Source organism: Amphibacillus jilinensis Y1, from assembly GCF_000306965.1.
GTDB classification, from domain to species: domain Bacteria; phylum Bacillota; class Bacilli; order Bacillales; family Amphibacillaceae; genus Amphibacillus_C; species Amphibacillus_C jilinensis.
Window position 1 is genome coordinate 84,088 of sequence record NZ_JH976441.1, and the last position, 17,300, is coordinate 101,387.

Consider the following 17,300-nt stretch of genomic DNA (forward strand, 5'->3'; position numbering starts at 1 on the left):
GTAGCGCTTATTAGCACTACTCCTCTTTTATCATTTGATTAGTGTGATTGTCCACTTAATTGTTGTTCAGCCATTTGTACTAAACGTTTTGTAATTTCACCACCAACAGATCCGTTAGCACGTGAAGTTGTATCAGGACCAAGGTTAACACCAAATTCTTGAGCAATTTCGTATTTCATTTGATCAAGCGCTTGGCTTACACCTGGTACAACTAATTGATTGCTACTATTGTTATTTGCCATGTCTGTTTTCACCTCCTCCTTAATACATTTCTAGAATGTGCAGATTGGAGGTTCTCATACAGAAAAAAAACTGGTAGTTGTTACATATTAAGTGAACAACACGGTAAGGCTGCTCTTTTAGTTAAACGAGAGCATCCGTTATTATCACGCACCTCAATCGTTCTACCTTGGTTGTCTATTTTGATCTGAGTGTTTTACGAACGGTTATCTGTGATAAACCTAACTATTAGGAAAATCATTTAAAATAGATCTTGCAACAAATCCTCATCCCTCTTGTTCCCATAAAGCGTGACAACATTAATACCTTCTAAAAGTTCATCCAGTTCAAGAGATAAATCAAGTTGGTTTTCAAAATATGTGACCTTATCTAATTTTGGTTTTGTTTTAGGAGAATTAGGGACAAATACCGTACAACAATCTTCAAAAGGACGAATTGAAATAGGATATGTACCTATTTCCTTAGCGGTTTGAATGATTGCGCTTTTATCAACAGCTATCAGTGGACGGATAATCGGAAACGAGGTTACAGCATTAATGGCATGCATACTCTCCATCGTCTGACTTGCAACCTGGCCCAAGCTTTCTCCAGTCGTAATAGATAAGATATTTCTTTGTTTCGCTACGATCTCACTTATCTTTAACATCATTCGACGCATAACCGTCATTGAATAACCGTGAGGAATTTCACGATGAATCTTTTGTTGCATTGCCGTAAACGGAACAATATGAACATTAACCTCATGACCGAATTCAGCAAGCTTATCAGCTAGATCTAATACTTTCTGTTTTGAGGCTTCGCTTGTGTACGGCGGAGAATGAAAATGGATCGCTTCAATTTTCACACCACGTCGCATCGACAAATAGCCAGCGACTGGACTATCTATTCCACCAGAGAGTAATAATAAACTCTTACCTGATGTTCCAACCGGCAACCCACCAGCACCTGGAAATCGAGCAGATGTAATAAATGTAGCACCTTTCCTAATATCGATGTGAATTTCAACATCAGGCTGATGGACGTTAACTGTAATATTCTCTGTATTCTTAAGTAAATGTGAACCAATCACATGATTAAATGTTTGTGAGTCGATTGGAAAATCTTTATCACCACGCTTGGTAGTCACCTTAAACGTCCGAACACGCTCAACTTCCTTTAATGCATATAATGCAGCCTCTTTAATCGCGTCTTCATTATTCTCTGTTTTAATAGCCAAACTTAAACTCTGAATCCCAAATATAAAGCGGCAAATATCAATAATAGCTTGAGGATCGGCACCGTTTAATAAGATGCTCATTCGATCACGTCCGCTTTTAATTTTCACAGTAGGAAAAGCTCTGAGTTGATGACGAACATTTTCGTGCAGTTGGTTAATAAATACTTTTCTATTTTTTCCTTTTAACGATAATTCACCATAGCGAATTAATATATGATCATACAACATTGTCATTACCCCATTACTTTACTTAATTCTTTAATTATTCTTTTTAAAACACGTACAAACAATTCAATTTCACCGTCTGTATTTTGAAACGAGAAACTCACCCTTAAAGCGGAAGTTGTTCTTTCGCGAGGAAGCTGTATCGCACGTAATACCGCACTTTCATCTGTTCGTTTCGATGAACAGGCAGATTTTGTTGAAACAAAAATATGATTTTCTTCTAAGGCATGTAAAACAACTTCCGGTTTATATGCTGGAATAGAAAAATTTAAAATGTGTGGTGCCTGACCTTCAGGGGTATTAATGACAACCTCAGGAATTTCTTGAAGGCGTTGACGCAATTGCTGATTTAAATGGTCTAAATACTCAGGGTGATGCAATTTTTGTTCGGTTATTAAGCGCATTGCTCTCACTAGCGAGACAATGCCAGCAAGATTCTCGGTCCCAGAGCGCTTATCTGTTTGTTGGCCACCACCGTGAAATAGTGGGAAAAGTCGAATACCCTCTTTAACATACAACAATCCCGTGCCTTTTAAACCATGTATTTTATGACCGGATATTGAACACAAATCGACATAGGAACGTTTTAAATCTAAGCTAATTTTCCCAAAACCTTGGATATCATCAACGTGAAAATAGGTTGTTGGTCGATTCTTAAGAAGTTCTCCAATCTCTTTAATTGGTTGAATCGTACCTAACTCATTATTAACATGCATAATACTTACTAATATTGTATCTGCTTGCAATGCTTCTTTAACAGATTCAACTTCAACAACGCCTGATTGATTAACAGGTAGATAAGTTACATTAAACCCTAACTCTTCTAACGCTTGACATGCTGAAAGCACAGAAGGATGCTCAATAGTAGTCGTAATAATATGTTTACCACGCTTTTGATACGCTAAAGCTACCCCTTTAATCGCTAAATTATTCCCTTCTGTCCCACCAGAAGTGAAAATGATTTCAGTTGGTTCAACATTCATGATCTGACCAGCTTGTTGATGTGATTTTCTCAATAATTTATCTGCATCTAATCCGAACTGATGGGCTGAGGACGCATTTCCATAATAAGTTTCTGATACAGTAAGGAAGCTATCTAGCACTTCTTGTGATGGCTTTGTCGTTGCGCTATTATCAAAGTAAATCATTAGAATACCCCTTCGTCTATCTATTGCACTGCATTATTCTAACATAATTCCGTCCCTAGATGAACCTTTGCTTAAGACGGAAATTTGTACTTTTAAGCTATGATCAATGTCCCTTTGATTATAGGATAATCAAAAATACAAATAACTTTCCACTTCTATATATTAAGAAACACTCATCTTTTGGTGAAGAGACCCTTAAAATCTCTAACCTGTTGCTTTTCCCGTCTTTGTTAAAAATGCATAAAACCAACCTTCAATCAGTAGAAGGATATCTGTGATGAAATTCTAACGTCGAACAAGTAAAAATCCCAAGCATAAGCTAGGGATTTTAATTCAGATCAAGCGCACCGAGTAATGCATCAACAGATACAGGACTATCTTTTTCAAACTCATAAAGAATATCATTGTAAGGACTGCTAGCCCTTTCCACGAGCGAAGAAGGCGGCTCCTCTTCTGTGTTTGTGTTTGATACTGTTTCAAGTTGCTCCGTTTCGTCTTGTTCAGCCTCTAAACGGGATGCTTCTTCATCCTGCTCAACTTGTTCAAATCTCGATAATTTCCCCGAAACTTCTGCACCTAATTCGCGTTGCTCATCTACGTTAGGCTGAGCTTGGTAGATAGGGTCTAATTCAACAAAAAACAATGTGAAAAATAGTCCCCAAATACTAAGTGTTAATATTGACATACTGAATATTGATACAAATTTCATCTGCCATCCCCCCCTCGATTAACTTGGCACTTTAATACGCGTTTCAAGGCGAGCTAGTGCTCCTGGTTCTATATCTTCTAATGCCTGTGAAGCAATCTCTAATGCTTCTTGATAACGAAACTCCCTAAACATTTGTTCAGCTTCTAATAATTTTGCAGCCAACACTGGATATTGACTACGGTAACGATTGGCATATTGAATAACACGCTCAACAAGGTAAGCTTGTTCAATAATTAAATCGGTTTGCTCTAACAATAAACTTACCGATGTAGAAGCTTCATTTACTGTATGGTTAACCTTCCCCATATCCAAAGGTTGTTCATTTAAATGTTCCATCACTGCATTGCATTTTTCTGTGGCTTCATCTAATTGATTCCAAATGAATGACGGAATACCAGGTAAATTACTTTTTTGCAAGCGACGATTGGTATCGTACAATTGACGTTGTAGCACTTGAATCTTTTCTTTTGCTTCCACTTCATCTTTTCGAATCGTTTTAACTTGCTCTTTAAACTCTTCATGAGATTCTTTTAGTTTTTGTAAATCTTGATAGCTTGTCTCTAATTGATCACGAAGTGAAACATAGGTTTGCTTTTCTTCTGTCATTTCTGTCATCATCTGTTCATGTTGACGTTCTAATTGATGAATCCATTTCTGGAGGTTAGCGTATAGTTCCAGATCACTACCTTCCATATAATAAGTTTTCTGTAATTCTTTTACCTCTTCATCTGTTTCTTGAAAAGCTTCAACCACATCGACAATCAAGGTTTTGAAATTATCTAAGTGTTTATCTATATACTGTTTTGCATTTGCTTCTTTTTCCAATAAGCTATATATCTCTTGAATACGCTCTTCTAAACTTGTTACAAAATCATAAACAGATCCATCATCTGTTTCTTCTATACGCTTTAAATATTTGGCAATTTCCTGTTCGAAACTAGCTAATTCCTTAAGGAAATTATGATGTTCGATACGATATCCTTCTTCCTTCATTTCTTTAATACCATTTTTAAGTTGATTAATTTGATCAGGTAGCTCTTGCTTACATTTTTTATAAATGACAGGAAAATCTTCCATTCGAATGGTCAGATCAGCTAATTGTTCTTGAATGGTCTGAATAATTTGACGGGCTTCATAATAATTCCCCTCATCACTCGCTGCATAAAATTGATCAAGCAACTGTTGGTGTTCATCGATTTCTTTTTCAAATCGTTGTTCAGCTTCCCCGAACAAATGTCGCCCTTCAAGTAGCGTCTGACGCAAGGACTTAATTTGTGGAATAACCTTCTCTACTTCTTTTCTGCTTTGCTTTTCTGAATCCAGTAAATCATCTAATTCGCTATACATATTTTTTATTGTCTGTTCAATTTCATTAAGTGTTTTCTCCACAGCAGCTAAATTTTTCTTAGCTGTCGGGATTTTAAAGCTATCAGCTGCCGCCTCAGCATCAAAGAGGTACTCTTCGATATCCGGTAAATCACGTGTTAAAATTCGATCCCATGTCTCTTTCCAAGATTCGAACTTCTCTTGTGTTTCCCCAGAGAGCCGTAATGCCTTGACGCGTTGCAACTCTGCTGTGACGTTCCGATTCATAATATCCATTTTCCATGCTTCAAGTTGATCGACGCGATCATACACTCTTTTTCTTAAAATTAAACCCACAACAATTAATGTTATAATAACGAGAATAAACCCTATAATATAGGTGACCATGTTAATCCTCCTTGAACCTATCGACCATTTTACACGAGAACCTAAGTTCGTTCGCTTGATTTATGATTAGGATGTATTATCATTATCATATCATGAACATTAGACTTTTTGCTAAAAAAAATCAAATTAATTCGTTTTTTGTCATTTTATATATCGGCATGATTTTAAAAATATTTAAAAATTGCATCTTGTTTTATTCAAGGGTATAATTTGCTATTAAAAAGAGAGTCTAAAGGCGGAGGAGATTTCAATGTTTGAGGAAAAATCTTATGATGAGTCAAGAGAAAAAAATTATCAGTTATTACTAAAACAATTGGAAGCACTTATTGAAGATGAGCAAGATCAGATTGCCAATTTATCAAATAGTTCAGCATTACTCAATCAATTTCTAGATCAAGTGAATTGGGTTGGCTTTTATTTAATGAAGGATGATGAATTAATATTGGGGCCTTTCCAAGGTTTACCTGCTTGTGTTCATATCCAAATCGGTAAAGGGGTTTGTGGTACAGCTGTCAGTGAAAGGGCGACACAACGCATTGCTAATGTCCATCAATTTCTCGGGCACATTGCTTGCGACGCAGCTAGCCAATCTGAAATCGTTATTCCTATTATCAAAAATAATGAGGTTATTGGTGTTTTAGACATCGATAGTCCGATAGTAGATCGCTTTGATGAACTCGATCAAAAGTATTTGGAGAAATTCGTTGAAATCTTGCAAAAATATTTGTAAGAGTAAAGTTAGCCTACTTATTTCTTCTACCGTAATAGCCAAAAGATTATCGATACAATTTAATTTTTAGCATTTACATAAAACAAACTAACAATCACTGGGCGTTTTCGTGCTTCTCCCAGTGATTGTTAGTTGAATGAATCAGGACCGCTCTTACAAATTTGGTTCAATTTGAAACTGGTTTTTTCCACTTCGTTTTGCTCGATATAAAGCTTGATCCGCCATATCAAATAATGTAATGAAATCCACTTTACATTCTCTGTTCCAAAAAGCCATCCCTATTGAAGCTGTGATCCTCGGTTCCGTTAATCGTTTGATTAAATCAAGTAATTGAGTCACAAAAGCTTGGCCCTCTCTAGCGCTTTTATGGGGCAAATATATTGCTAACTCTTCTCCTCCCCAACGTGCCGCAAAACCGCTATCTTCGATTCTGTCACGGATAATATCAGATACTTGTATTAAAATATGGTCCCCGACATCATGACCATGTAAATCATTAATCTGTTTAAAATCATCAAGATCGATTAAAATAAATACGCCTTGCTGATCATGATTAAGATGTGTCATGCATCGCTCATCTAAATATTTTCTTGAATACAACTTTGTCAAATAATCTGTTATAACGGCAAGTTCTAATTGCTCACGTAATAATGTATTTTCAAAAGCTAATGTAGCATGATAAGTTAATGATTTCATCAACTTAAACTGATCAAAAGAAAAAAAATAAGGTTTTGGATGTAAAACGACAATCAAACCAATTAGCTTGTCCGTTTGAATCATTGGCAATAAAATGACTGAGCTATAATAATGGTGTTCGCCATATCTTGTTCCATAATCACCAATAAACACAGCATCTTGTTCTTTTTGAACGAGGCTGTATAATTTATCAACAAAATCGCGACTATCATCACGATGAAACAGTTGAGTTGAAGCAGATTCTATCTTATACCCTACTGAAGGATTGGCTAAAAGAAAACCAATTTCATCTGTTTTAAAGGATTCTTTAAACTGTTTTTTAATGAATGCTGTAATATCCAATAGACCATTTAATTTATTCAACTCATGCACAAAGGTATTAATCAGTTGTAAGTCTTGAATCAATTGGTTCGATTGTTGGTACAATTGTGCATTCTCTAATGCATTGCCGGCAGTATTGGCTAATAATCGAACGAACTCAATATCTTCATTCGGAACATGGTCGATTTCTACAGCAGTTAGTTGCATAACCCCATAAATACCTTGTTTTCCATTTAACGGTGCATATAAGTTGATTTTATTTTGATTAGGTTTTTGATCAAGTTTAATTTCACCTGTTAAAAAAGCTTGAACACTTGCTTTATCAGCATATTCTTCATTATAAATTAACTCTTTAACAGGTAAATCTTGATCACCTTGATAATTTTTGGACAAAAATAAGTTACAGTTAAACTGTGGATAAATCGATCGAATCGTTTCAATGATTTCACTAAGAACATCTTTGGGATTCATTGTTGAATGGAATTTTTGCGTCACGTTGTACATTAATTCGTATTTATTAGCCTGTGCTTGAGCATTATATGTATTAGTCAGTTCAATTAGTAACGTATTCATATCCTCAGCAATTTGAATAAATTGCTCTCGTTGGTTTTCCAAGTGATTGTTATCTTCTTCAACAAATAGAACTAAATAACCATTAAGATGAATGTGATTGCCCAAACCAATGATACAAACCTGCTGCTCTGTTTCTACATGCATCACCTCAGTCCCCGGCACTACAGCAAAACGATGTTGAGAATTGACTGCCTTAACACTATCTGAAGTCATCTTTTCCACGAATTGAATGGTTTTACTACTTGTTGTCCCTGATAACATGTAACAATCTGTCCAGGTATTATATAGGTAAAGTGCTACTGCATCTGCTTGGATCAATAATTCAACCTGTTTAAGTATAATATGTATTGATTCCCTACTTTGATAAGGATTCTTTTGCTCATGAAGAAAAGTGGCATGGTTTTCGGTTAAGGTATATGACTTCATTTACAGGTTCCACCCATCTAAAAAATAATCAAAATAAGCCATTCAACTCATATTATAACGCAAATATTTCTAAATGCCTACCAAAAAGATAGTAAATTATACTTATAAAGTAAAGACTTGTTTTTTTGACAAATCCTTTCAATAACAGCGTTTTATCGCTATTTACCACAAAAAACAAGCGCATAACAACCCAGTGTAGAAACAAGGTCTTTTTACCCTATTTTTCACATATCTAGACTGCTTGATAAGTAAAGGTTGACTCAGATGACTAAAAAACATATAATAGACTTTGTGTAAAAAAGGTAGCCTCTGTGAACCGCCGGTTGTTCATTTTGTTCCTTATCTATTGATAATGTAAGGTGTATCGTGTAACTCTCTGCTGCTGGAGCGATGGTACATGAAAACAAAATGACAAGCGATTATCGGGCACAATATCTTGTTTTATGCAAAATCTAATATAAAAGGAGAGATTGCACTATGGCTCGCTATACAGGTCCTGTATGGAAAAAGTCTCGTCGTCTCGGTATTTCATTAACGGGTACAGGTAAGGAATTAGATAAGCGTCCTTACGCCCCTGGACAACATGGTCCAAATCAACGCAGAAAGCTTTCAGAATATGGTTTACAATTACAAGAGAAGCAAAAACTTCGCTTCATGTATGGGGTAAACGAACGTCAATTTAGCAACCTTTTCGAAAGTGCTGGCAAAATGAAAGGTGTACACGGTGAAAACTTCATGGTTCTTTTAGAATCACGTTTGGATAATCTTGTTTACCGCCTTGGTCTTGCTCGTACGCGTCGTCAAGCACGTCAATTAGTAAACCATGGTCATATTACTGTTGATGGTGGTCGTGTCGATATTCCATCATACAGTGTGAAACCTGGTCAATCAATTGGTGTACGTGAGAAATCACAAAAACTTGATATCATTGCTGAAGCTATTGAAGCTAACACGTTCGTACCTGAGTACTTAACTTTCGATGCTGATAAGCTTGAAGGTACTTACTCACGTTACCCAGAACGTACTGAGTTACCAGCAGAAATCAACGAAGCACTTATTGTTGAGTGGTACTCACGTTAAGGAAGATAGTACGCATACCTTAAGATTAAAAAACCTAGAAACCTTGTTAAATCAAGTGTTCTAGGGTTTTTTGTTTGATTTGCTATACGCAAGATAATGTGTGAAAAAGAACTAAATTGGGGCTAGTAATATATAATGTGGGCATATGTATGTAAAGGAAAAATTTTCAACCGGTTTAGATTAGTCAATTAACTCAAGGCTTCCATAGTCCTCTTTAAATCAAATACGACAAAAGAAATTATTGAAAAATTTCTTTTGAAAATCACCTTTAAAAAGTGACTTAATCAATAAAATATAAAAATGAATGATAAACTAAAAACAAATACAATAAGCTCATAGCCGGCTTAACTACTGCTCTCGGTATTTTGAAAAAAATAAGAATGTGGCCAATAACTAACACTACCACAAAAGGAAGAAAAAGTACCTTAGCTAAATCCCAAGCCATTTGATTTATAACTGAATTATCGACACCATCAAAAATGTTTCCCATATTAAACTCCTATTAATTTTTAAAATTGGTTAAATTTATTACATACGCACTAAATTTTAAAACATTGCATACTAAAACAGTTCCTCAATTAATTCGTCAATAACAAACTTGTATAACCCCCTTCTAGCTTTGTTCCTTAAAGTCATGAATGTAATAAACCACGCAGATATGATTATAAGTAAAGTAAAAAAAATCCCCCTTAAGAGAACAAAGTTAAAGATATCACCTATTACTTGAATAATATGTTCTGTGAACTCATTAATTAAATTAAACTGATCTTCTTCCGATTCCATCGTAGGTAACTTAAGATTTAAAAGTTGTTCACTAGAAAGAATACTTACTGATATCCCCAAAGTAAGCAGTGCTATAATGGAACTAAATGCAAAGGCAATGAAACCGGAAAAAATTGAATTTAATAAACTCACGTCAACACTAGAGTCTAGCCAAATTATCTTCATTTGCATTTTAGATTTAATTTTTTTTATTTCCTCTTTGGTATAATCTTGACAGATAGCTTTTTTAAAATGATCTACACTACTTTGGGACTTAAAATTTAACTTCCAGTATTTATTCTCTAAAAATTTAAAAATATTTTTTTCATTATAAAAATCTCTAGTCATTAAGACACCCCCTTTTCTAATCATATCGGAGGATATGGTAAAATGTTTAAGAAAATCACTTGTTTTACAAACAACAAAGAGCCTTATCTCAAGACTCCTCATTCATAATCGAAAAAACACTATGCTAGCAGTACTTGTTATTGACAATCCTTTGCAGTGATTGTATAGTGGATCTTACATACAGGAAAGGAGGATTATTAAAAATGACACCATCAGGAAGATTACGCCAGCAAACTTTGAACAATAAGTAACTTAATATGTTCAAAGGCTCTGTTTTCATAAACCAGAGTAAACGGGAGTAGTCTGCACATTTTTAATAATCTTCGACGGGGAAGTATATACTTTTTTTGTGAAGAAAGGCAGATATCCATCTGTCTTTCTTTCGTATGTCTTTTTTCACTAATACAAAGAAAAAATGTCTATTTACCATACCTCGTTTACTCTTCACCACGGACAGCAGCCTGTCTGTGGTTTTTTTATGATTACACCCCTTCGAATCCCATAAAAAGGAAGTGTAATAATGAACAAAAAAGATATAAAAAATAGTCAAAACTTCATTACTTCAAAATTCCATATAAATAAGATAATGATGAATGTGGATTTAAACACGGACGACAACGTTTTCGAGATAGGTTCAGGAAAAGGTCATTTCACATTAGAACTCGCTCAAAGATGTAGCTATGTAACAGCTATTGAGATAGACCCTCAATTATGCAAAAGAACGCAAGTCAAACTTGCAGATCAAGTTAATTTTCAAGTGATCAACAAGGATATATTGCAATTTAAGTTCCCTAAAAATAAGGCATACAAAATATTCGGCAGTATTCCTTATAATATAAGTTCAAATATAATACGGAAAATTGTTTTTGAAAGTGAAGCGAGCGTTAGTTATTTAATCGTGGAGTACGGATTTGCTAAAAGGCTATTAAATACAAAACGTTTATTAGCGCTACTGTTAATGCCGGAAGTTGATATTTCTATATTGAATACAATTCCTAAAGACTATTTCCATCCAAAACCAAGGGTTGATAGCTCATTAATCATTTTAAAAAGACACCCATCAAAAATACATCAAAAGAAAGGTTTCAATATGAATACTTTGCAAATAGATGGGTCAATAAAGAATACGACAAAATATTTACTAAAAACCAGTTTAATAAGGCATTAAAACATGCAAAGATAAATGACTTAAGCAATATTAACTTTAAACAATTCTTATCACTATTCAATAGTTATAAATTGTTTAATAAATAGTGTTGAGGGGTTGCCGATTCCAGCAACCCTCAACTTATTACCTTTACTAAGGGCACAGCAGATTGATTAAACAGAAAAAAGGAACTTTTGATCCCTTTATGTAACTGCTAAACGAAAATAATCAATTGGGCATGCGGACAAAATCTTAGACCAAAAAGTCTTAGGAGGAAGTCCATGTATACTTATAAAAAAAATTAAAGATCGATTCTGTAAACATGCTCGTCCAGAAGTGGGTACATGCCTTTTCATGGATGCCACATAATTTTGGTACATAGCTTCTATTTAATTATCACCCATCAAACGTCATACCCTATGGCTTAAATCTGAAAAAATAAGTGGGGCAAAATTCCTTGTTGATTGACAAATAGAAAAAGGAGTATTATTATAATTTTCAAATAATCAACTAATTTTTTCTAAATTAATAGAAATTAGGAGAGGTTGAAATAAATGAACGAGAACAAGGAAAATCCTGAAAGAAGAAGAGAAAAGTTGAGACAAGAGGAGCTGAAAAGGCCTTCAAGTAGTGTTCACGGAAGTGTACTTTCTGATCTGGTTGGTGCCATGGGTTGGAAAGGCACTTTACTGTTAATTATTCTAATAATAGTAATTTTTTTCATAGTATCTATCTTCGTGAGATAAAACAAACATTCTTTGGAGTCTGTTTTTTTGAAAGCTACTTTATATAGAAAAAAATTTAAGATTTAAACCGATAAGTGATAAAGCCTCAAATTAAGTACACGCTCAAGCAGTTGAAGCTGCTTGAGCGCATGAAAATAAGTTAATAAAATTTCGGACTATGCATCCTTATGAATCTCAACTGAGTCTACGCTTGTTATCGAAAGATTAATTTCACCCTCAGCTTCCTCACCAACGATTCTAAAACGAGACTTTCCTTGTTCTAAAGGAATTTGTATCGTCCCTTGGTCAGTTCCTTCAAAAATAACATCAATTGTATCATCAGGGCTCACCAATACCGCTTTAAATCTACCCTCAGTTATCTCACTTTCATAATTAACAGTTAATATTGCCCCATTATTATTTTCAGATTCAAATGTCCATAGCGTATCTATTCCCGAAAAGAAGAAACTTAAATGATAGTCTCCATTTCTTACGCTTTCTCGCCTATTACGATATATTTGACTTTCACTTTGTGAAGCAATTCGATCCTCGTCGTCATAAATACCCTCTATCGTACGCGGAAGAATAACTAAAAATAGCACAGAAAATAAGATTCCAATAATGACCATCCCTGAAGCAATGGCCAAAATAATTTTAATTTTTTTATTCATTTATGTGAGTGAATTTCATAATTCAGAGTCCTTGAGCCCCAACGAGTTTGAGAGATAAAAAAGGAAGTACCTCCCCAAATCTTGTATAATGGTAGTTGAGAGACAACCAAAAAAAGACTGGAGGAGTACCCCTTATGACCATTATACGACAACAAAACTTATTTGGCATCCAAGAATTATACGAGATGGAACCTACCCAACGTTATGAAGCCATTATTTCAGCAATAGATTTGGATGCTATCTACCATGAAATAAACAAAAAATCCCGACTTGGTGCACCCGTAGCGTTGAATTATGCGGCGATGATTATTTCTATGTTTGTACGAATCGTTGAGCGCATTCCGACGATGAAGGACCTGATCAAACGTCTGAATGATGACGTTCTATTTAAGTTGAATTGTGGGTTTCTTGTGTCTGACAACACTCCCTCTGAAGCTGCCTATTCACGACTTATAACGAAACTGAGTGCCTCTGATGTGTTAGAGAAGTCACAAGAGAAAGTTGTTCTTCAAGCCATTGCTGAAGGCTTTATTATGGATGACACCGTCGCTATTGACGCCACCCATTTTGAAGCACGTGATCAAGCACCACCAAAAGAAGAAAAGCCAAAAGCAGAGCCTAACAAGCGCGGGCGCAAACCAAAAGACGAGCGAGAACAATGGCTGATGGAACAAGCAGAAAAGGAAGCAAAACTTCCCCTTTACGAAAAGAAAATAGAAGCTCAGTTGGATGTTCCTTTACATGAGTTACGTTCGGAAGTTCCTCAAGACCCTAAATGGGGTGTGAAAAAGAACAGCGAAGGAAAAAATGTCTTTTGGTACGGCTACAAAGGTCACTTAGCTGTTGGAACATCCAGTCAGTACATTTTACAGTCTCTTTTTTCTTCTGGCAGTCTCAATGATGGAAAAGCAGCTATTCCTTTATTAAAGGGAGTGGATGAATGCCTATCCTTGCCTTTTTTGACCTACCAGACAATGGATGCAGGATATGACTACGCCCCTATTTATGTTCAAGTTCATCGAATGGGAAACCAATCTGTCATTGCTTATAATAAGAAAAATGAAGCAGAACCCATTGGGTTTGATAAACACTTTGCCCCAACCTGTTTTAGGGAACATTCCTATCGTTATGATAGTTTTTATGCCAAGTATGAAACGTTGAAATACACAAGACCAAAAGAATGTAGCGACTGTCCTTTAGCTAACGAAAGTATTTGCCAAAAGGTTTATAAAGTAAAAATCACGACAGATCTCCGAAAATATACAGCCCCAGCTCGTGGGTCAAAAGCGTGGAAACATATATCAAAGCGCCGCTCAGCAGTAGAACGCGTCAATGGTTATCTAAAGGAATATTTTCAACTGGACAATGTGCGTTATCGAACTGGAAAACGAGCAAAAGTTCATTTTGACATCGTCACGCTTGTTTATAATGCATCAAAATTAGCAAGTGATCGTGTGAATTTAGTGTTAAATCAGCAACAAGTTGCTTAAAAAAACTTTTTAAAACGATATCACTAAAATTCTGTAGGTCTTTAAATTTTTAAAAAGATGAATTATGAAATTCATTTATGTACCTACCTATTTGATTTATTCAATTAATCATTGTCTTAATTCAAGTTTTTCTTCAATATCCTTAACTAGAAGACATGAATCATAATTTATCTAGTTCAGCTAACTTATTACTTGAAAAATTTTCTTCCTTAGTCTCCAACCCTTTAGAAATTAATTGCTTGATTTGATTGTGATTAAAGAAAACATTAATCTCTGAGAAAATATGACCTTGAGGATAAGGACAAGCGACATAATCCCAGACTGTTTCGTTATTTTCTTGTTATTGCTTTCTTCCGTAAATCATTAAAGCATGCCCTACTATACTTGTTAAAACAACCGAACCTATCGGTAATAATTGTTTACCGACATCAAGCGCTAATGAATGTCTTTATCCATTTTTCCATGCACACCAGCTTTTTCAAGGTAATAATCTCTAAATAACGAAGAAATAAGAAGATGGAATTTCTTTAATACGAACATAAAACCAATAATAACAATGTTCAAAAATATAACATACCATTGAAACAAAGACCAAACTAAGACATAAAAGATGTGATATATAAGAATTGAAAAGCCTAGACCCAAAGCTAAATTAAATAGCATGAGATGATAAATTTTTAAGTGATGACTTAAGTTAGTTGTTGTTTTCTTGATTTCATTCAAATGTTTTAGCTCTTGTCTGATCCGTTTATACGGATCAACAAACCAATCAATTATCTTAGCAGCAAGTGGATATTTATTTCCGAAGTTTTTCAAGATATGCATATGTCTCATCTTCCCTCTATATATTAAACCTTTTCGTTTATAAACAATATCCACTTTATTTTATCGAAATTTCTTTCTAATAAAAATAAGGCAAAAGTTATAAATCTAATTAATATTTAACTATATTTTAACTAACTAAATGTTTTAGCCTAGGATTTTATGATTAGAAAATCCTAGGCTATGACAAAACAAGCTCTATTCAATGGGTTGGGTAATCTGCTTTCAATACTTAAAAAATCTCCGATCGAAGACTAACCAAAGATATGAAGCCTAGCAATACAAAGCTATAAAGACAGAATAGCTTAAACATATATTGAGATCGCGTTTGTAACTTTAATGTTCTCCCTGAGCACTTAATATTAATAAACGACTTAATTAGATTTTCTACCTTTATAAAGACCTTCAGGGTGTATCAGCCCTATTATCAAATAAGCGGCCTACCATGGCCACCAACTTGAAACGGTCTGCCAAATTCTTTGAAACCAATTTAATTGTTGCTCAGCCGGTTCTTCTACTGAGCTCGTGGTAGTTTCAACATCCTCCCCCTCTTGATCATCGACCATAGGTAAGATTGAAAACGCATCACCTTGCTCCACATGAACAAATTCTTCTCCAAATTGCTGATAAAGTTGGGCAGCATGCTCTTCAGTGTATGGAACAATCCCAACGTTCACCACACCATTCCTAATATCTGTTCCAACGAAATTAATTGAAAAGTCGCTGTACTCAAAACCTGCCGCTTCAATTTCTGCTTGTTTTTCATCCAAATCTTTTTGCGTATAATCTATTTCTAAAAATTGAGCTAACGCATCACCAGATAAATTAGATAATTCATCCAAGTCATTTTCACTTAAAGGTTTTGAGAATAAAAAGGTGTAAATATTTTGATCGTCTTCAGTCCAATCAAGATACATTGTTTCAAAAGCTTCAGCGAGATGGCTGTCAATATAGGATTGAATGTCTTCCAATTTTTCTTGATTTGGATCATCAATAGTAAAGTCATATTCAATGGAATCGAACCGTTCATCTAAATCGTCTTCTGAGGCGGATAACATAGTAGGGAATAGGATAATGACTATTATTGAGTAAGTAACTATTGCTTTTTTCATATAATTACCTCCTGTTAAACTTAAAGCATGCTCTCATAAGATAGTGAACTGAAAGATCACACTTTCATTATTAAATATGACGGAAACGACTATAAAATGTTACAACATAAATGGAAAAAATTTATTTTTCCCTCAATTGAATAAATCATTGTCAAAAATCCGATCTACGATGAATCTATGATTACAAAATGAGGAGCTAGCTTTCTGGTGGTTTTTAATAAAACAAACCTTCAATCAGTGAGAGGGTTCTTCTCCCACTAATGGGTCGTTAGGTGAATCAAGACACTAGCATCCATTAGCTCTATTCTCTATTTCGTGGGGATATTTTACGTAAAGTAATCTGTGATAAAAGTAATTCAAATCTTCAATAGAAACTTCCACCATTCAATTTAATTACTTTTTATTAGTCAATGATCGCCTTATTATAAAAAAACTACTTAAAATATCTACTTCTTCGCGAAGAATCTGCTTACCTTCCTCTTTTATGCAAGGCTTGATTGCGTATGATTTTCTAAAACTGTTAAATTACCATTATCCATTTCACAAACCGTATCGCACAAGGCATTGATATCCTCTGCATAATGCGATGACAGAATAATCGTTAACCCATGTGTATTAAGGCGCTGAAACAACTCCCGCATTTCGACAACACCTTGCTTATCTAACCCATTCATCGGCTCATCTAGAATAAGTAGTTCTGGTTTTTCCATAATCGCTTGAGCAATAGCAAGGCGATGCCTCATGCCGAGCGAATATTTGCTGACATGCTTTTTGCTCTCTGGGTCAAGTCCTACTTGTTTAATTGATTGTTTAATGTGTTGATCTGAGATTTTCCGTTTAATCGAGGCTAGCAACTTTAAATTTTTAAAACCGCTTAATCCTCCAATAAAACCTGGTTCTTCGATGATCAAGCCAATATCTTGTGCTGTTGCTGGTTTTACTTGTTTTCCTTTAATACGAATTTGACCGCTTGTTAATTTCATAAATCCACAGATTGATTTAAATAACACCGTCTTACCTGACCCATTGCGACCAATCACCCCGTGAATCTTACCTGTTTCAAATTTGATTGATACATTATTTAGTGCATTGACTGCTTTGAAAGACTTAACCGCTTGTTCGATCTCAACCATATATCCTGTCATC

16 protein-coding genes and 2 pseudogenes are annotated in these 17,300 nt (G+C 34.8%); 5 read left to right on the top strand and 13 right to left on the bottom strand.

Annotation, left to right across the window (positions count from 1 at the left end; all coding sequences use genetic code 11):
- Positions 1 to 38 precede the first annotated feature (38 nt).
- From B494_RS0116060 to ezrA, 5 genes are all read right to left on the bottom strand, one after another.
- Complete coding sequence (locus B494_RS0116060) at positions 39 to 242, bottom strand: alpha/beta-type small acid-soluble spore protein (RefSeq protein WP_017473409.1); 204 nt, start codon at positions 240 to 242, stop codon at positions 39 to 41.
- 239 nt (positions 243 to 481) lie between these two features.
- A complete protein-coding gene (gene thiI / locus B494_RS0116065) occupies positions 482 to 1,684 on the bottom strand; it encodes a tRNA uracil 4-sulfurtransferase ThiI (protein ID WP_017473410.1) in 1,203 nt (400 codons plus the stop codon).
- Between the two features lie 5 nt (positions 1,685 to 1,689).
- Positions 1,690 to 2,829 carry a cysteine desulfurase family protein gene (locus B494_RS0116070; RefSeq protein ID WP_017473411.1) on the bottom strand — a complete coding sequence of 380 codons (1,140 nt, stop codon included), beginning with the start codon at positions 2,827 to 2,829 and terminating at the stop codon, positions 1,690 to 1,692.
- A 328-nt stretch (positions 2,830 to 3,157) separates the two neighbouring features.
- The gene (locus B494_RS0116075; RefSeq protein ID WP_017473412.1) at positions 3,158 to 3,538 is read right to left on the bottom strand and encodes a hypothetical protein; all 381 of its coding nucleotides are present in this window, start codon (positions 3,536 to 3,538) and stop codon (positions 3,158 to 3,160) included.
- 18 nt (positions 3,539 to 3,556) lie between these two features.
- The gene (ezrA, locus tag B494_RS0116080; RefSeq protein ID WP_017473413.1) at positions 3,557 to 5,251 is read right to left on the bottom strand and encodes a septation ring formation regulator EzrA; all 1,695 of its coding nucleotides are present in this window, start codon (positions 5,249 to 5,251) and stop codon (positions 3,557 to 3,559) included.
- Positions 5,252 to 5,501: 250 nt separating this feature from the next.
- Between ezrA and B494_RS0116085 the strand changes: the two genes are divergently transcribed.
- Positions 5,502 to 5,981, top strand: a complete 480-nt coding sequence (locus tag B494_RS0116085) for a GAF domain-containing protein (RefSeq protein WP_017473414.1) — start codon at positions 5,502 to 5,504, stop codon at positions 5,979 to 5,981.
- A gap of 153 nt (positions 5,982 to 6,134) precedes the next feature.
- On the opposite strand, the gene B494_RS0116090 is transcribed toward B494_RS0116085, so the two are convergent.
- A complete protein-coding gene (locus tag B494_RS0116090) occupies positions 6,135 to 7,997 on the bottom strand; it encodes a sensor domain-containing diguanylate cyclase (protein ID WP_017473415.1) in 1,863 nt (620 codons plus the stop codon).
- A 477-nt stretch (positions 7,998 to 8,474) separates the two neighbouring features.
- Between B494_RS0116090 and rpsD the strand changes: the two genes are divergently transcribed.
- Positions 8,475 to 9,077: a 30S ribosomal protein S4 gene (gene rpsD / locus B494_RS0116095; protein WP_017473416.1), complete on the top strand. Its 603-nt coding sequence runs from the start codon at positions 8,475 to 8,477 to the stop codon at positions 9,075 to 9,077.
- Positions 9,078 to 9,357: 280 nt separating this feature from the next.
- Here rpsD and B494_RS0116100 read toward each other — a convergent pair whose 3' ends face one another.
- Complete coding sequence (locus B494_RS0116100) at positions 9,358 to 9,567, bottom strand: hypothetical protein (RefSeq protein ID WP_017473417.1); 210 nt, start codon at positions 9,565 to 9,567, stop codon at positions 9,358 to 9,360.
- A gap of 71 nt (positions 9,568 to 9,638) precedes the next feature.
- Positions 9,639 to 10,187 (bottom strand): hypothetical protein, encoded by a 549-nt coding sequence (locus B494_RS0116105; protein ID WP_017473418.1) that lies wholly within the window; start codon positions 10,185 to 10,187, stop codon positions 9,639 to 9,641.
- Positions 10,188 to 10,707: 520 nt separating this feature from the next.
- Here B494_RS0116105 and erm point away from each other — a divergent pair.
- Positions 10,708 to 11,441, top strand: a pseudogene (erm, locus tag B494_RS20000) (23S ribosomal RNA methyltransferase Erm).
- Between the two features lie 447 nt (positions 11,442 to 11,888).
- Positions 11,889 to 12,080, top strand: coding sequence for a DUF6366 family protein (locus B494_RS0116115; RefSeq protein ID WP_017473419.1), 192 nt, complete (start codon positions 11,889 to 11,891; stop codon positions 12,078 to 12,080).
- Positions 12,081 to 12,235: 155 nt separating this feature from the next.
- On the opposite strand, the gene B494_RS0116120 is transcribed toward B494_RS0116115, so the two are convergent.
- Positions 12,236 to 12,730: a hypothetical protein gene (locus B494_RS0116120; RefSeq protein WP_017473420.1), complete on the bottom strand. Its 495-nt coding sequence runs from the start codon at positions 12,728 to 12,730 to the stop codon at positions 12,236 to 12,238.
- Between the two features lie 134 nt (positions 12,731 to 12,864).
- Between B494_RS0116120 and B494_RS0116125 the strand changes: the two genes are divergently transcribed.
- Positions 12,865 to 14,220: an IS1182 family transposase gene (locus B494_RS0116125; protein ID WP_017470474.1), complete on the top strand. Its 1,356-nt coding sequence runs from the start codon at positions 12,865 to 12,867 to the stop codon at positions 14,218 to 14,220.
- Positions 14,221 to 14,380: 160 nt separating this feature from the next.
- Here the strand turns inward: B494_RS0116125 and B494_RS20685 are convergent.
- The 4 genes and pseudogenes from B494_RS20685 to B494_RS0116140 all read right to left on the bottom strand — a co-directional run.
- A pseudogene (locus tag B494_RS20685) lies at positions 14,381 to 14,545 on the bottom strand (DUF4176 domain-containing protein); the annotation flags it as partial.
- Between the two features lie 110 nt (positions 14,546 to 14,655).
- Positions 14,656 to 15,045, bottom strand: a complete 390-nt coding sequence (locus tag B494_RS0116130; protein WP_017473421.1) for a hypothetical protein — start codon at positions 15,043 to 15,045, stop codon at positions 14,656 to 14,658.
- A 437-nt stretch (positions 15,046 to 15,482) separates the two neighbouring features.
- Positions 15,483 to 16,154, bottom strand: coding sequence for a hypothetical protein (locus B494_RS0116135; protein WP_017473422.1), 672 nt, complete (start codon positions 16,152 to 16,154; stop codon positions 15,483 to 15,485).
- Between the two features lie 482 nt (positions 16,155 to 16,636).
- Positions 16,637 to 17,299, bottom strand: a complete 663-nt coding sequence (locus B494_RS0116140) for an ABC transporter ATP-binding protein (protein ID WP_017473423.1) — start codon at positions 17,297 to 17,299, stop codon at positions 16,637 to 16,639.
- Between the last annotated feature and the right edge of the window lies 1 nt (position 17,300).

What these genes read in the sequence shown, in the direction of transcription:
- B494_RS0116060 (WP_017473409.1), bottom strand. Translation starts at nt 242, where the DNA reads ATGGCAAATAACAATAGTAGCAATCAATTAGTTGTACCAGGTGTAAGC.
- thiI (WP_017473410.1), bottom strand. Translation starts at nt 1,684, where the DNA reads ATGTTGTATGATCATATATTAATTCGCTATGGTGAATTATCGTTAAAA.
- B494_RS0116070 (WP_017473411.1), bottom strand. Translation starts at nt 2,829, where the DNA reads ATGATTTACTTTGATAATAGCGCAACGACAAAGCCATCACAAGAAGTG.
- B494_RS0116075 (WP_017473412.1), bottom strand. Translation starts at nt 3,538, where the DNA reads ATGAAATTTGTATCAATATTCAGTATGTCAATATTAACACTTAGTATT.
- ezrA (WP_017473413.1), bottom strand. Translation starts at nt 5,251, where the DNA reads ATGGTCACCTATATTATAGGGTTTATTCTCGTTATTATAACATTAATT.
- B494_RS0116085 (WP_017473414.1), top strand. Translation starts at nt 5,502, where the DNA reads ATGTTTGAGGAAAAATCTTATGATGAGTCAAGAGAAAAAAATTATCAG.
- B494_RS0116090 (WP_017473415.1), bottom strand. Translation starts at nt 7,997, where the DNA reads ATGAAGTCATATACCTTAACCGAAAACCATGCCACTTTTCTTCATGAG.
- rpsD (WP_017473416.1), top strand. Translation starts at nt 8,475, where the DNA reads ATGGCTCGCTATACAGGTCCTGTATGGAAAAAGTCTCGTCGTCTCGGT.
- B494_RS0116100 (WP_017473417.1), bottom strand. Translation starts at nt 9,567, where the DNA reads ATGGGAAACATTTTTGATGGTGTCGATAATTCAGTTATAAATCAAATG.
- B494_RS0116105 (WP_017473418.1), bottom strand. Translation starts at nt 10,187, where the DNA reads ATGACTAGAGATTTTTATAATGAAAAAAATATTTTTAAATTTTTAGAG.
- B494_RS0116115 (WP_017473419.1), top strand. Translation starts at nt 11,889, where the DNA reads ATGAACGAGAACAAGGAAAATCCTGAAAGAAGAAGAGAAAAGTTGAGA.
- B494_RS0116120 (WP_017473420.1), bottom strand. Translation starts at nt 12,730, where the DNA reads ATGAATAAAAAAATTAAAATTATTTTGGCCATTGCTTCAGGGATGGTC.
- B494_RS0116125 (WP_017470474.1), top strand. Translation starts at nt 12,865, where the DNA reads ATGACCATTATACGACAACAAAACTTATTTGGCATCCAAGAATTATAC.
- B494_RS0116130 (WP_017473421.1), bottom strand. Translation starts at nt 15,045, where the DNA reads ATGCATATCTTGAAAAACTTCGGAAATAAATATCCACTTGCTGCTAAG.
- B494_RS0116135 (WP_017473422.1), bottom strand. Translation starts at nt 16,154, where the DNA reads ATGAAAAAAGCAATAGTTACTTACTCAATAATAGTCATTATCCTATTC.
- B494_RS0116140 (WP_017473423.1), bottom strand. Translation starts at nt 17,299, where the DNA reads ATGACAGGATATATGGTTGAGATCGAACAAGCGGTTAAGTCTTTCAAA.